General features: G+C 55.0%; 10 protein-coding genes and 2 pseudogenes. 11 read left to right on the top strand and 1 reads right to left on the bottom strand.

Going from position 1 to position 15261, the window contains the following annotated elements:
* Positions 1-12 precede the first annotated feature (12 nt).
* From icmF to LCS67_RS17425, 9 genes and pseudogenes are all read left to right on the top strand, one after another.
* Positions 13-3882, top strand: a complete 3870-nt coding sequence (icmF, locus tag LCS67_RS17460) for a Type VI secretion protein IcmF (RefSeq protein WP_031564752.1) — start codon at positions 13-15, stop codon at positions 3880-3882.
* Positions 3882-4664, top strand: coding sequence for a TagF domain-containing protein (locus LCS67_RS17455; RefSeq protein WP_001254115.1), 783 nt, complete (start codon positions 3882-3884; stop codon positions 4662-4664). Before icmF ends, LCS67_RS17455 begins: the two co-directional genes overlap by 1 nt.
* Positions 4661-5500: a hypothetical protein gene (locus tag LCS67_RS17450; RefSeq protein ID WP_000654209.1), complete on the top strand. Its 840-nt coding sequence runs from the start codon at positions 4661-4663 to the stop codon at positions 5498-5500. The genes LCS67_RS17455 and LCS67_RS17450 overlap by 4 nt, the downstream gene beginning before the upstream one ends.
* 374 nt (positions 5501-5874) lie before the next feature.
* Positions 5875-8067, top strand: a complete 2193-nt coding sequence (locus LCS67_RS17445) for a type VI secretion system Vgr family protein (RefSeq protein ID WP_031564747.1) — start codon at positions 5875-5877, stop codon at positions 8065-8067.
* Positions 8068-8090: 23 nt separating this feature from the next.
* Positions 8091-8537 (top strand): DcrB-related protein, encoded by a 447-nt coding sequence (locus tag LCS67_RS17440; RefSeq protein ID WP_000375832.1) that lies wholly within the window; start codon positions 8091-8093, stop codon positions 8535-8537.
* A gap of 18 nt (positions 8538-8555) precedes the next feature.
* A complete protein-coding gene (locus LCS67_RS17435; protein WP_100521857.1) occupies positions 8556-12656 on the top strand; it encodes an RHS repeat-associated core domain-containing protein in 4101 nt (1366 codons plus the stop codon).
* The gene (locus LCS67_RS17430; protein WP_000116458.1) at positions 12653-13099 is read left to right on the top strand and encodes a hypothetical protein; all 447 of its coding nucleotides are present in this window, start codon (positions 12653-12655) and stop codon (positions 13097-13099) included. Before LCS67_RS17435 ends, LCS67_RS17430 begins: the two co-directional genes overlap by 4 nt.
* A gap of 352 nt (positions 13100-13451) precedes the next feature.
* Positions 13452-13538 (top strand): annotated as a pseudogene (locus LCS67_RS22860) (hypothetical protein); the annotation flags it as partial.
* Between the two features lie 124 nt (positions 13539-13662).
* A complete protein-coding gene (locus LCS67_RS17425) occupies positions 13663-13941 on the top strand; it encodes a hypothetical protein (protein ID WP_012664366.1) in 279 nt (92 codons plus the stop codon).
* Between the two features lie 66 nt (positions 13942-14007).
* Here the strand turns inward: LCS67_RS17425 and LCS67_RS17420 are convergent, their stop codons facing one another.
* Complete coding sequence (locus tag LCS67_RS17420) at positions 14008-14322, bottom strand: SymE family type I addiction module toxin (RefSeq protein ID WP_072103250.1); 315 nt, start codon at positions 14320-14322, stop codon at positions 14008-14010.
* Positions 14323-14374: 52 nt separating this feature from the next.
* On the opposite strand from LCS67_RS17420, the gene LCS67_RS22855 reads away from it, so the two are divergent.
* A complete protein-coding gene (locus LCS67_RS22855; RefSeq protein WP_053258939.1) occupies positions 14375-14572 on the top strand; it encodes a transposase in 198 nt (65 codons plus the stop codon).
* A pseudogene (locus LCS67_RS17415) lies at positions 14506-15079 on the top strand (integrase core domain-containing protein); the annotation flags it as partial. The gene LCS67_RS22855 and the pseudogene LCS67_RS17415, both read left to right, overlap by 67 nt.
* Between the last annotated feature and the right edge of the window lie 182 nt (positions 15080-15261).

The following is a 15261-nucleotide window of genomic DNA, read 5'->3' as shown; positions in this document are numbered from 1 at the left end:
AGTCGAAACATAATGCAAAAATTTCTTAGTCTGCTTTTTTCCCGGCGCGCGCTGGCGGTTGTGGGCGTTCTGGTTTTGGTGCTGCTGGTCTGGTTTGTCGGGCCGCTGGTATCATTTGATACCCTGCGCCCGCTGGCCTCCGTGGGGAGCCGGGTAGTGACCATTGCCCTGTTGCTGATGTTGCTGGTACTGTGGCTGGTCAACTGGTCAATGAGCATTATCGGCATCAGTGTCCTGTGCCTGGCGATTGGCTTCGTCACACCGCTGCTGGCCCTGGGCGATGTCCATCCGTTTGCGCCGCTGTGGGTCCGCCTGACATTAATTGGTTTCATCCTGCTGATGTACGCGCTGTACGGCCTGTACCGGCTGTGGCGTGCGCTGCGTATGGATGAACAACTGCTGCGTCGCTTCCTGCATCCGCGCGGGGAAGAGGTACCGGTGGCTGGCGAGATCAAAGCCGACCTGCGCACCGTCAACCATATTGTCACGCAGGCCATCCGGCAACTGCGGCAGTTGCGGGTGGACATGCCCGGCTGGCGTAAAATCTTCGAGGGAAAACGCTTTCTGTATGAGCTGCCGTGGTTCATGGTGGTCGGCAGTCCCGGCGATGGCAAAACCACGGCCCTGCTGAACACCGGATTGCAGTTCCCGCTGGCGGAGCAAATGGAGCAGACCTCGCGTATCCTGACAGTGCCGGGTGGCGGCACGCTACACTGCGACTGGTGGTTTACCAACGAAGCAGTGTTGATTGATACGGCCGGACGCTACGCCCGCCACGATGACGGCGGAGAAGCGAGCGCCGCGCAGCGTAACGCCGGAGAGTGGCAGGGCTTTCTCGGTCTGCTGCGTAAACATCGCCCCGGCGCGCCGCTTAACGGCGTGATCCTGACGCTAAACGTGGCGGATTTAACCGCACAGTCACCGGCGGAACGCCTGGCGGCCTGCGCCGCTCTGCGGGCGCGACTGGCAGAACTGCGCGAGACCCTGGGGATTCGCTTTCCGGTCTATCTGGTGGTCACCAAAATGGATTTGTTGCCGGGGTTCAGCGAATATTTTCGCACGCTGACCAGCCATCTTCGTGCACAAATCTGGGGCTTCACGTTGCCGTACAGCCGCAGGCGAAAAGCGGGCGACCCGCAGGCGCTGCACGCCGCCTGCGCGCAGGAGCTGGCGCGCCTGACGCTGCGGCTGGATCAGGGACTGGATACCCGGTTACAGGAAGAGTACGACCTTAAAAGCCGCCAGCGGCTGTATACCTTCCCGCGTGAGTTCGCCGCCCTCGGCGAGCCGTTGCTGGAGGCTATTGAACAGATCTTCCTCGATTCAAAATTCGATGCCACGCAACTGAATAACACGCTGCGCGGGGTGTTTTTCACCAGTGCCGCGCAGGCGCAGGCCGACGCCGTGGCCGACCAGTTGAGTATCTGGCAGCGCTTTGTCCGGGCGATAAAAACCGCCCGTGGCGAATCATCCGCCTCTCTCCCACACGCTCTGCCGGACGGCAACCGCAGCTACTTTCTGCATGATCTGCTAACACAGTTTATTTTCCGTGAAGCGCACCTGGTGGAGCCAAACCTCCAGTGGGCCTGGCGTTACCGCCTGCTGCGCCTCGGCGGGCACCTGCTGGTACTGGTGCTGGCATTCCTGTTGTGGCAGGGGATGCAGACCAGCCAGCAGACCAACGGCGACTATCTGAATGAAATCAGCGCCCGCGCGACCCGGCTGGACGGCGAGGTGAAAGCCTACACCGGTAAACCGGCGATGGCTCCCGTCCCGGCACTGCTGGACAGCGCAAGGGAACTGTCCGCCTGGCCGGAACTGGACCCGGACGCGCCGCCGCTGACCTGGCGCTACGGCCTGTACAGCGTACCGCCGGTAACCGACAGCGTGGCGTCGCTGTACAACCGCCTGCTGGATCAACTGCTGCTGCCGCCGCTGGTGAAACGGATGGAGTATGTGCTGGCGGACGCCATTGCCCGTCAGGATAGTAAAGCGGCCTACGATGCCCTGCGCATCTATCTGCTGCTGAATCTGGATAAAGATCACGAAGATAAATACAACGCGGCGGAGATCCAGTCGTGGGTGATTAACGATCTGGGGAACAGCGACAGCGTGGCCGGGTTCGGCGGGCGCGCCGCCGTGCTGACGCATATCGAAGCGCTGTTTGACGGCAGCCGGGTGGTGCATTCACCGTATGAGAAAGATGAGGCGCTGATCCGCCAGGCGCGGGCATTCCTCGACGGTCACACCAGTACCGAGCGTATCTACGCGCGGGCGCTGGCGGCAATGGAGAGCGAAGCGCCGCAGGAGTTCACGCTGGTACGCGCCGTCGGCGCGGATGCGGGAACGGTGTTTGTGCGTAGCAACGGCGCGCCGCTGGATCGGGGCGTGCCGGGTATTTTTACCCGTGAAGGATACCGGGAGCTGTTCGACAAACGATTACCGGAATTTGTGGCGGCGGCGACGGCGAACGATGGCTGGGTGATGGGCCGGGAGAGTACGCCAAAAAAGCTGACTGACAGCCTGCGCAGCCAGATACCGGGGCAGGAGCAGTCTGTCGCCCGCGAAGTCCGCCGTTTGTACCTGACGGAATATGCCCGCCGCTGGCAGGATTTTCTGGACAGTATCCATAGTATCAACAGTGCCGGGGAAGAGGGCAGTTCCGGCCTGGCCTATGATTTACAGGTGCTGCGCACCCTGGCGTCGCCGGACTCACCGCTGATGCGGCTGGGAAAAGCGGTGGTGGAGCAGACCACGCTGGTGCCGCCGCCGGACCCGCAGGCCAGACAGAAACAACTGGCGCAGCGCGCATCCGGTAACGCGGGGAAAGTGGTACAGACGGCAAAACTGTTCCAGGATATTCACCCGGAAGAACGGCTGGAAAAAACGCTGGTGGATGACCGTTTCGCCGCGCTGCGCGAGGTCATTGCCGGGCGAACGGACGGCGGACAGAGCGGCGGTGGGACGATGCAGATCGCTTCGCTGCTGACCATGCTCAACGAGTATTACACCCAACTGACCATTGCTGATAGCGCGCTGGCGGCGGGGACGTTGCCAGCGCGCATTACTGCCGCAGACAAGTTGCAACTGGAGGCGGCGAAACTGCCTGCGCCGCTGAAAAACATCCTGCTGGATCTGACGAAGCAGGGAACGCGCAAAATCAACGCCGGGACCGGCGACGTGCTGAACACCCAGATGGAGGCGATGATGGGCGACGACTGCCGTGACGCCATCGACGGGCGCTATCCGTTCGCCGACAGTCCGCAGGAGGTCAGCGCCGAGGACTTTAACCGCATCTTCGCCAGCGGTGGCGTACTGGATGCTTTCTGGAGCAAACAACTGGCTCCGCTGGTGGATACCGCCAGCGATCCGTGGCGCTACAAACCGACCGAAGGCAACATGACGTTGCAGGGGCCGGATTTAACGCCGTTTCAGCAGGCGAAGCAGATCCGCAGCGTATTTTTTAACAGCGAGGGCGGGAAAAAATTTTCCTGGTCGATGCAGATTAGCGTGGTGGATATGGACCCGGCCATCACGGAACTGGTGATTGATATCGACGGCCAGGTGCTGCGCTACGCCCATGGTCCGGACCGGCCCCTGAAAGTGACGTGGCCGGGACCGCGCAACGGCTCGATGGCGGAAATCACCGCCAGCCCGCGTATTCGCCAGGACACCTCAACGCTACTGACCGGCGGGCCGTGGGCGCTGTTTCATCTGCTGGACGCCGGAAAGGTACAGGAAACGGCGGTGCGGGGGCGGCAACTGGTGGAATATGATTTTGACGGTCGTCGGGTGGTGCTGGAAATCACCGCCGGGCGGGATTTTAACCCGGTCAGCCGGGAGCTGTTGCAGAACTTCAGTTGCCCGGCGAGGGCGCTGTAATGCGCCGGCCAGCGGCGGTATCAGCCCCGGCGATGTTCGGCAGGCTGCCGGACCAGCGCGACTATGTGCGCTGGCGGGTGGGCGCTGAAGAGGGACGAATATGGCAGGACTGGCTGAACCGCCAGACGTGGGTGGGCAGCGGGCGGCATATCGTGTTGCCGGGAGGCCAGACGACAGATGAAGAGCGTGACGGCTGGATGCACCTGTCGCCGCGTGGCGAACATGATATGCCCGCGCCGGAACACCATCCGCTGCCGTGGAGCTTTGTGATGTCGCCGGGATTTTTGCCGATGGGGGGGACGACTGACTGGCTGACCGGAGTGCTGATGGCGTCACGGGATAGCGTGGGACGCCCGTGGCCGCTGGTGATTTACCAGCGCTGTGGTCGGGAGTGGCTGGACGAGAGTTTGCAGGAGACGCAGGGCTGGCTGTACTGGCTGGCGAGGCTGGCGGCGCAGCATATCACGCCGGACACGATGCGGCGCGGGCGGCTGACGGAGCAGGTGGACCAGCTATGGGCGATGTGGCAGCCGGGGCCGTGGTGGGCGCAGTGGCTGCGTGGGTTACGACGTACATCGCAGCGCAGCCGGGAACTGACCGGGCTGCCGGATGAAGCACCGGTAGTAGAACTGCCGGGCGTGCGTTATCTGCCGTGGCCGGGCTGGCCAGGTAAGACGCTGGGGCAGGCAACACCGGGGCAAGGCTGGTTCTGGCAGCAGAACAGTGAAGGGCGGTATGTGGATGCGCTGCGACTGGCGGAGAATAACAGGAGGGAAGAGTGAAAGACTTATGGCAGACAGCACTGAACACGCAAGAACAAAATAGTTTCGCTGCAACCTGTAAGCCAGAAGATAATTTGTTGTTAAACGGTGTATTTTTGTGGGTTGAAACCACAGGTGCGGGTCATGCTTTTGTCTCTGTACATATGGATAATTCTGTTTATTTGTACACTTACGGGCGGTATGGAAGGACTGGCTCTAGTGCGACTGTCGGAGATGGTATTTTAAACTTCTTTGAAGATGAAGATGCCCGATCTTATTATCGTTATGAGCTATATCAGATGGAAGCACATGTGTTTGAAATAAATGATGCTAATCCGATATTGGTTCGTGAATTTTTTGAAAAATTGTGGAATGCAGCAAAACCACCTGTTCCTACAAAATCAATGACGGACAGGGTAAAGTTGCGGGGGCGTACAATTGATATTTATGATGTAACCGGAAATAATTGTACGACACACTCCGTTGAGGGGATTAAATATTCTGGTTCGAAAATATTTGAGACAAAATATATATTACCTTCTATACAGTCATCATTTGGGGTATCTGCTTCGCCACAGTTAACAGTTGACACAGAGATAGATTTCACGATCCCTTTCTCATTACAACAATACCTTATTGAGAAAAGTTCTGATTTTTCATCAATGTCAGTAATGAATATGACCAGTGAATTCAGGCAACAATATCCTAATATTGGTGATAAAAGTGGAGCAGCACAGGGATTGAGCGCTGTACTGATGGGGGTGGGAGCAAAAAGTTCTGCTTCATCAGGTACCTCGTCGCCATATTCTGGTGGTACATCTGGCGGTTCTCTGGGGAGTTCATACAATGACAAATAAATTCTGGATACGCTGGGGGATTATTTTATTTATCTCTGCCATTTATTATATTGTTGTTTTTTATTTTAATATTATATTTGCAGTGAACTACTCGGAAACGATGAGCATGGGAGGGGATTTTAGTTCGTCCCAGTGTGTCTGGTTTGCCAGACAACTCTTATCGGATCATAATTATGTGTTCATTGTTTCAGTTGTGGGTTTTTTAATTTGTATGCCACTTATTTTGCTGGCTTTCAAAAAAATAAGATAAGCATTGCATTTTTTTTGAAACGTAAGCGCTTTTTTGTGCTTTTTAAAATATGTTTGTGCCAGTGGAATGTTATTTCCGACTGCCAAATACTGCGCTTAAATTTAGTATTAAAGGAGCAAATACCATGAGTTTTGTATCCACAAATAATAAATCCGGTATGGGGGGGCTGACGACAACCACGCCGCCGATAACAGGTGAAAACAGTGGAACTACAGCAGGTTCGGTTGCCGGAAGCGTGGCGGGAGCCGCAGAAGCGGCAGTGGAACAGGCGCTGGGATCTCTGATGGGCGACCTGCCTGAACCGTCGGGGTTGGTGAAAGCAGCGGTGGCTGCGGCGGCACAGGCTGCGGCAGCGGCGGGCGCGGCGCAGGATGTGATATCGGCACTAATTTCTGGTGCAACCAGCGGGCCGGGCGCACATAACGTGACGGTCAGCGGCAGCGCAGTTCCACCGCAGATGCTGCTGTTTTCCAGTCTGAACGGCTCGGAAGCTCTCGGTAGCTTGTTTACCTACATCGTACAGCTAAAAACGCCCGACACCCTGAATCTGGGCTATGTCTCCCCCGCAGCCAACCTGCCGCTTAAAGCCATGGTGGGCAAAGATTTGTGCGTCAACATCGAACTGGATGGCGGCGGCAAACGGCATATCAGCGGGCTGGTCACGGCGGCGCGGGTGGTGGGCCATGAAGGGCGTTCTGTTACCTATGAGCTGCGTATGGAGCCGTGGGTAAAACTGCTGACCCACACCAGCGACTACAAGGCATTCCAGAATAAAACCGTGGTGGACATTCTCGATGAAGTGCTGGCTGAGTATCCGTATCCGGTGGAAAAGCGACTGGTGGAAAGCTACCCGGTACGCACCTGGCAGGTACAGTACGGTGAAACTGATTTTGATTTTCTTCAGCGACTGATGCAGGAGTGGGGCATCTACTGGTGGTTTGAGCACAGCGAGGACAGCCACACGCTGGTGCTGGCGGATGCCATCAGTACACATCACGCCTGCCCGGATTCACCGGAGGTAGAATGGCATCAAAAAGGGTTAAAGCTGGATAAAGCATTTATCCACACCATTATAGCCAATGAAAGTCTGCGTACCGGGCAGTGGGTACTGGATGATTTTGACTTTAAAAAACCGCGCTCGCGGCTGGCGAACACAGTGGCAAACCCGCGTGAAACCGGCCATGCCAGTTACGAACACTACGAATGGCCGGGCGATTATTTCGACAAGGGCGAAGGCGAAATGCTGACGCGCATTCGTATGGAAGCGCAGCGCAGCCCTGGCAGCCGGGTTCACGGTGCCGGGAATATCCGTACGCTGATGACTGGCTACACCTTTGCGTTGATGAATCACCCTACGGCAGAACTCAACCAGGAATATCTGTTGGCGCAGACTACGCTGTTTGTGCAGGACAACGCGCAGCACAGCGGGCAGGACCAGCACTTTACCTTCTCCACCCGTTTTGAACTGCACCCCACCCGCGAGGTGTACCGCCCGCAGCGAACCATCAGCAAACCCCACACCAAAGGACCGCAGAGCGCCATTGTCACCGGCCCGTCGGGCCAGGAAATCTGGACGGATCAGTACGGGCGGGTAAAGGTACAGTTTGGCTGGGATCGCTACGGCAAAATGGATGAAAACAGCTCCTGCTGGATACGCGTCAGCTACCCATGGGCGGGCAAAGGCTTCGGGATGATCCAGATCCCGCGTATCGGCCAGGAAGTGCTGGTGGATTTCAAAAACGGCGATCCGGATCTGCCGATCATCGTGGGGCGTACCTACAACCAGGACACCATGCCGCCGTGGGGACTGCCGGGAATGGCGTCGCAGAGCGGGATCTTCAGCCACTCGCTGTATGGCGGGCCAACGAACGGCAACATGCTGCGTTTTGATGATAAAACCGGCGCGGAGGAAGTGAAGTTCCACGCGGAAAAAGATCTCAACACCACGGTGAAGAATAATGAAACACATACGGTAATGGTGGATCGCACTAAAACCATTATTAAAAATGAAACCAACAGTATTGGTGAGGACAGAAACACCACGGTAACGAAGAATGACGGCCTTTCCGTAAAACTGGCGCAGACGATCAATATCGGCACCACTTATCGTTTAGATGTTGGCGATCAATTCACGCTTCGCTGCGGCAATGCGGCGCTTGTTTTACATAAGGACGGCTCCATTGAGTTTTGTGGCAAGCAACTGATGTTACATACCAGCGATGTCATGCAACTGATTGGTAAAGGTATTGATATGAACCCGGATGGCGGCACAGCCGTAACCGCCGATGATATTGCCCCCCTTCCCACCTCTGAGTGATCCGAATTAAACCTGGAGTTCTCATGGATCGACCATACCGCATACAGGAAGGGTGTTTTGTCCTGCCTGAAACATTTACGGATCGCAGCGTTAATATTTTTATCCTGGAGGGCAATGAACGAACATCGCCCAGCCTGAATATTTCCCGCGATACGCTAAAACCTGATGAAGACCTGCCCGCCTATATTGACCGCCAGATTGCACTGATGAAAAAAAATCTCGGTCAGCACCGGGTATTGTCGCGAGCGCCTGCACAGGCAGGAACGGGCAATGATGCCCTTATGGGGGAACAAATTGCCGCCACCCATAAATCCGGGAAAACGGAAGTGTACCAGCGTCAGGCCGGGTTTATTGCAACCCCTGGCAAGGTACTGGTCTTCACCCTGACCAGTCCCCGTCCTTTTGATGATAAAGCAGACCTGCTCTGGAACACTTGGCTGGCAGGCTTTCAGCCGGATAAAAACGAATAATCACACGGAGGTGTGACCATGTATGAAGCAGCCCGTGTGGATGACCCTATCTACCACACCAGTGCGCTCGCCGGGTTTCTTATCGGCGCTATCATCGGCATCGCCATTATCGCGCTTGCCGCCTTTGCCTTCTTTAGCTGCGGTTTTCTTGCCGGGCTGATTCTGGGTTTTATGGCCGATCAAATAGCCTCCGGGGTATTGCAACTGGGCGAGGCCATCGGGCGCTCCATCCACCACACGGCAGGAAAAATCCTCACCGGTTCGGAGAATGTCAGCACCAACAGTCGCCCGGCGGCGCGCGCGGTACTGAGTACGGTGAAATGCGATAACCATATCGCAGAAAAACGCATCGCCCAGGGGTCGGAAAATATCTACATTAACAGCCAGCCCGCCGCCCGTAAGGATGACCACACCGAATGCGACGCGGTGATTGAAGACGGTTCGCCGAATGTGTTTCTGGGCGGCGGTACGCAGACGGTACTGGAAATCAGTTCTGAAATTCCGGACTGGCTGCGCAAGGTGGTGGATGTATTGTTTGTCGTGGCGAGTCTGCTCGGCGGGCTGGCCGGGGCGTGGCGGCAGGCGGCAAAGCTGGGGACGAAATTTGGCACTAAATGTGCCGCTAAGTTTATCGGCGGGGAGCTTGCCGGGATGGCCGTGGGTGAGGCTATCAGCGGGCTGTTCAGCAATCCGGTGGATGTGACCACCGGGCAGAAAATCCTGCTGCCGGAAACGGACTTCACCCTGCCCGGTCGCCTGCCGGTCACCTGCTCGCGTTTTTACGCCAGCCACCTGGAAACCGTGGGACTGTTGGGACGGGGCTGGCGGCTGAACTGGGAAACCAGCCTGCGCGAGGACGATGAACACATCACGCTGACCGGCGTACAGGGGCGGGAACTGTGTTACCCGAAAACGATGCTGACGCCCGGCCACCAGATATTTGACCCGAAAGAACAGTTATACCTCAGCCGCCTGCATGACGGGCGTTACGTGCTGCATTACACCGATCGCAGCTATTACGTATTTGGTGATTTTGACAGTGACGGCATGGCATACCTGCTGTTTATGGAGACGCCGCACCGCCAGCGCATTGTCTTCGGGCACGAAGGAGGCAGACTGGTACGGATAGCCTCCAGCAGCGGGCATCACCTGTTACTGCACCGCACACAGACCCCGGCAGGGGAGCGGCTGTCGCGAATTGAACTGGTGCAGGGCGGCACCCGTGGCAATCTGGTGGAGTACCGGTATGACGATAACGGTCAACTGACCGGCGTGGTGAACCGGGCGGGAACGCAGGTGCGGCAGTTTGCTTATGAAAACGGGCTGATGACGGCGCACAGCAATGCGGCGGGGTTCACCTGCCGCTACCGCTGGCAGGAACTCGACGGCGCGCCGCGCGTGACGGAGCACGACACCAGTGACGGCGAACATTACCGCTTTGACTATGATTTTGCCGCAGGCACCACCACCGTCACCGGCAGGCAGGGGGAGTCATGGCAGTGGTGGTACGACAGGGAGACGTATATCACCGCGCACCGGACGCCGGGCGGTGGAATGTACCGCTTCACGTACAACGAAGACCACTTCCCTGTCAACATTGAGCTGCCCGGCGGTCGCACGGTGGCGTATGAATATGACATCCAGAACCGGGTGGTGAAGACGACAGATCCGGAAGGCCGGGTGACGCAGACGCAGTGGAACGGCGAGTTCGACGAAATCACGCGCACGGCGCTGGACGATGACGCTGTCTGGAAAACGCAGTACAACGCCCACGGCCAGCCAGTGCAGGAGACGGACCCGGAAGGGCGGGTGACGCAGTACGCTTACGATGAACAGGGGCAGATGTGCAGCCGGACGGATGCGGCGGGCGGCACGGTGGTGACGGCGTTCGACAGCCGGGGGCAGATGACGCGGTACACCGACTGTTCAGGGCGCAGCACCGGATATGACCACGATGAGGACGGCAACCTGACGCGGGTGACGGACGCGGAAGGGAAGGTGGTACGCATCAGCTACAACCGGCTTGGGTTGCCGGAGACGGTGAACTCACCGGGGAAACAGCAGGACAGGTATACCTGGAATGCGCTGGGGCTGATGAGCAGCCACCGGCGCATCACGGGGAGCGTGGAGAGCTGGCGGTATACGCCGCGCGGTCTGCTGGCGGCGCACACGGATGAGGAGAAGCGCGAGACGCGCTGGCAGTACACGCCGGAAGGCCGGGTGGCAGTGCTGACCAACGGCAACGGGGCGCAGTACCGGTTCAGTCACGATGCGGACGGCAGGCTGGTGCGTGAGGTGCGCCCGGACGGGCTGAGCCGTACTTTTATCCTGGACGGCAGCGGTTATCTGACGGCGATACAGACCACGGGCACGCAGGGCGGGGTGCGGCGGGAGACGCAGCAGCGGGATGCGCTGGGCCGCCTGTTACGGACGGAGAATGAACACGGCCAGCGGACGTTCAGCTACAACCGGCTGGACCAGATAACGGCAGTGACGCTCACGCCCACGGAGGCGGGGCAACAGCAGCACCGGATGCAGGCCGACACGGTGCGTTTTGAGTATGACCGCAGCGGCTGGCTGACGGCGGAGCACGCGGGGAACGGCAGCATACGTTATCAGCGCGATGCGCTGGGCAACCCGACGGACATCACGCTGCCGGACGGGCAGCACCTGACGCATCTGTATTACGGGAGCGGGCATCTGTTACAGACGGCGCTGGACGGCCTGACGGTGAGCGAGTATGAGCGCGACAGCCTGCACCGTCAGATAATGCGCACGCAGGGGCAGCTTGCGACGTACAGCGGTTATGACGACGACGGTCTGCTGAGCTGGCAGCGCAGCCTGGCGCCCGGCAGTGCCCCTGTTCTTCCCGGCCAGCGCCCGGCGCAGCAGGGCTGCGTGACGTCGAGGGACTATTACTGGAACAACCACGGCGAGGTGGGCACGATTGACGACAGCCTGCGTGGCAGCGTGGTGTACAGCTATGACAGAAGCGGTTACCTGACCGGGCGCTCAGGTCAGATGTATGACCATGACCGTTATTATTACGATAAGGCGGGCAACCTGCTGGATAACGAAGGGCAGGGTCCGGTGATGAACAACCGGCTGCCGGGCTGTGGTCGTGACCGTTACGGTTATAACGAGTGGGGCGAGCTGACCACGCGGCGCGACCAGCAACTGGAGTGGAACGCGCAGGGGCAGCTGACGCGGGTCATCAGCGGCAACACGGAGACGCACTACGGCTACGATGCGCTGGGGAGGCGAACCCGCAAGGCGACGTACGGGCGGCACACGGGCCATACGGCGCGGAGCCGGACGGACTTTGTGTGGGAGGGGTTCAGGCTGTTGCAGGAGAACGTGCAGCAGCAGGGCTGGCGGACCTATCTGTACGATGCGGAACAGCCGTACACGCCGGTGGCGAGCGTGACGGGAAAGGGAGAAAGCAGGCAGGTGTGGTATTACCACACGGACGTGACGGGCACGCCGCAGGAGGTGACGGCGGCGGACGGAACGCTGGTGTGGGCGGGATATATCAGGGGGTTTGGAGAGAATGCGGCGGACATCAGCAACAGCGGGGCGTACTTTCACCAGCCGCTGCGGCTGCCGGGGCAGTATTTTGACGACGAGACGGGGCTGCATTACAATCTGTTCAGATATTATGCACCGGAGTGTGGACGGTTCGTCAGTCAGGATCCGATAGGGTTAGCGGGGGGAATAAACCTCTACCAATATGCGCCGAATCCGTTAAGTTGGGTTGATCCGCTGGGTTTAAGTGGAGAACCGATAGGCAGTGAGAACAATCCATTTGATTCTTCTCGTGCTGCTCGTCGTGAAGCTATGAGGCAAGCAGGAATACCCACAAGCCAACAACCGATCAGCCAATCACAAAATAGCTCTGGTCGAGAATATTCTTACGAAACACCAAAACCAGGTGGCGGCACTGGTTTATCATCCGTACAAGAGCAAACAATGGATATTAGTCATCCAGATAAGCCACATTGGGAAGCAGGACAAGTTAAAACAGATGATTTTGGAAATCCTCGAATGAATAAGTATGGGCGACCTCAATTACGTAATGGTAAAGGGAAAGCATATTATGGTAAAGGAGGATGCGAATGAGTGTATCTGAATACAAACGAGCATTGCTCTATAGAAAAGCTCAGGCTAATGTATGCAAAAATGATTATTTTAATAAAATACAATCATTTACCAATGATACTGTTGTAGGGGGTAATTTTCTTACCTTAGAAGAAACTGATAATATTATAAATTCTCTTAAAGATAAGAAAATAAATTCAAAAATTAAAGTGGAAATTGATAGCTATCAACAACTTGTTGAATTTATTAAAGAGAAAGTTGCAGGTCTTTCTTCTTATTTATTAATTGATGAAGAATGGAAGTTTTGCGGAATGTATAAGATAAGTAGTGAGTTTTCGAGTGATTATAATTTTGATGAATTACATTCAGACGAGATAAGAATAATATCTTGCGATCTATCTTTTCAGATTCAAATAGACTATAACCACAATAAAATAGAGTGTGAATATATTATGTATAAATAATTTTTGATTGAATAAATATTTTTGAGCGATTATCTCTCACTGAAAGTATTTTGATTTCCCAGCCCAGCCAATCGCCCTTAAGTTGTTGGCTGGGATGGGACTACGCGAATATTGGATAGAAATTTTGGTTTTACGATTGATGTGGGAAATACCGATATAGCCAACTTTAAGACAGCACTGTGTTTTGGATGATTTTTTACTTAACCTGATTATTAAATAGTAAAATAAGTATCGTACAGATAGCTAAACTTATCAGGGGGGGCGGTAGCGTATGAACTATGACGCAATGAGTTTGATGATTTACATACGAAACTGATTGTACGATCCACCTTTCGGTTAGATTGCGTGATCTGACCCAATAGGGCTGAAAGGGGGATGGAGTCGATATCATTCTCCGCTGAATCCTATTACAGATAGTGATCTTCTTGGTCTTATTACTTGTGGCGCTGATAGAGGTGATCCTGGCACGTTATTAAGATGAAAAATGGTTGAAAATAATTGCATTAGTGAATGCTCATTTATGCCTTTACCTACAAAAAGTAACGGATTTGCTTGCTGGAATTGTGTTAACGAATGTAAAGGAAATCAAGGCTATTGATGTTTTTACTACAGGAATAAGTATGGTTAACGATAAGGATACAGCTATATTAATTAGTGATTTAATGTTGAGATTCGGTAAGGAGCTTGATGAATCTGTTGCTGTTGTTCAGTCCCGTTGTGATGAGGATGAATTTAAGGTATATCGAGAAGCGGTTGGTTTTATCATGGGTGAAATGCTTATTAAAATAATGAATCCATTATATGAAAAACATCCAGAAATAAAACCAAAAGGATTGAAATAAAACATCTGGAACCGGATGAATAATGTGTAAAAGCCGGAGGGGTTATCTTTTCCCGGCTTTTTATTATCAATTACTCATTAACTCCTGTTCCGTTCTTTTACGTTTAATCACCGGAATATCTCCGGTATTGTTCAGCGCCCCCAGAAATTTTTTTAACCACTGTTCTGCATTCCGTTTATTAATGCGGGTTACACCCATCCCTTCAATACAGCCAAAGAGTCCGCGGGTATGCTGCGGCGTGATCACGATGCAATCCCTCATTACCCGCACCTTGACGGGCATCCCGTTAATAAACCCCGCCTGCGGCATCCATTCACCGTACAAACGAACTGAAAGTCTCTCAACGCGTGAGTATGTAAGTATCCCGCATAATCGAGCCATTCACATTTAGAGATCATCCGACATAATCAATCTGCCAACGCAGGAGATCGCTGTGCGTAAATCCCGTTTTACTGCGCACCAGATCATCGCTGTGATTAGATCAGTCGAATCCGGACGGACTGTTAAAGATGTCTACCGGGAGGCCGGTATTTCTGAAGCCACCAGGGACAACTGGAGGTCTGGATACGGCGGCAGGGATACGCGTGGAATCACAAAAGGCTCCACCGTATTTACTGTCTGCTCAAGCTGAATTTTCGCCGTAAGGGTAAACAACGGCTGCCGGTACGCAATCCCTCGCCACTGGTCACGCCGGAAGCGCTGAACCAGAGCTGGTCTGTGGGCGTCGTTTTCGCACGTTCAATGTTGTTGATGACTGTAATCGTGAAGCGTTGTCGATAGAAATCGATCTGAATCTGCCAGCTCTGCGAGTGGTCCGTGTACTCGACAGGATTACAGCAACCGCGGTTATCCGGCCATGCTGCGTATGGATAAGGGACCGGAATTTATCTCGCTGGCACTGGCTGAATGGGCAAAGAAACATGTAGTAAAGCTGGCGTTTATCCAGCCGGGTAAGCCGAAGAAAAACGTTTTCATCGAGCGTTTTAACCGGACATACCGTACAGAAATACTCAATTCTTATCTGTTCAGAACGCTGAATGAGGTGCGGTAAATTACGGATAAAGGGTTATCAGAATATAACTGCGAACGTCCACATGAATCGCGGAACAATATGATACCCAAGGAATACCGCCAATAACGTTATCTGGCCGGAATCTTAAAAATGCATGGAACTAAAACGGGTCTATTTACGGGGGCACCTGCGATGAATTTCGCTGCACTGAAAAGCGATACCGGATGAGAGCTGCTTCAAATTAATGTGCCATGTTCACGGGGAGGTGGTGCGACGTTTGCATAATCCAGCAAGAACTGAAAGGAAGG

Source organism: Salmonella sp. A7 (genome assembly GCF_020181675.1).
Classification (GTDB): domain Bacteria; phylum Pseudomonadota; class Gammaproteobacteria; order Enterobacterales; family Enterobacteriaceae; genus Salmonella; species Salmonella enterica.
Note: the sequence above shows the minus strand (reverse complement) of the source record. Positions and strands in the feature narration are given on the sequence as shown.

What these genes read in the sequence shown, in the direction of transcription:
- icmF (WP_031564752.1), top strand. Translation starts at nt 13, where the DNA reads ATGCAAAAATTTCTTAGTCTGCTTTTTTCCCGGCGCGCGCTGGCGGTT.
- LCS67_RS17455 (WP_001254115.1), top strand. Translation starts at nt 3,882, where the DNA reads ATGCGCCGGCCAGCGGCGGTATCAGCCCCGGCGATGTTCGGCAGGCTG.
- LCS67_RS17445 (WP_031564747.1), top strand. Translation starts at nt 5,875, where the DNA reads ATGAGTTTTGTATCCACAAATAATAAATCCGGTATGGGGGGGCTGACG.
- LCS67_RS17440 (WP_000375832.1), top strand. Translation starts at nt 8,091, where the DNA reads ATGGATCGACCATACCGCATACAGGAAGGGTGTTTTGTCCTGCCTGAA.
- LCS67_RS17435 (WP_100521857.1), top strand. Translation starts at nt 8,556, where the DNA reads ATGTATGAAGCAGCCCGTGTGGATGACCCTATCTACCACACCAGTGCG.
- LCS67_RS17430 (WP_000116458.1), top strand. Translation starts at nt 12,653, where the DNA reads ATGAGTGTATCTGAATACAAACGAGCATTGCTCTATAGAAAAGCTCAG.
- LCS67_RS17420 (WP_072103250.1), bottom strand. Translation starts at nt 14,322, where the DNA reads ATGGCTCGATTATGCGGGATACTTACATACTCACGCGTTGAGAGACTT.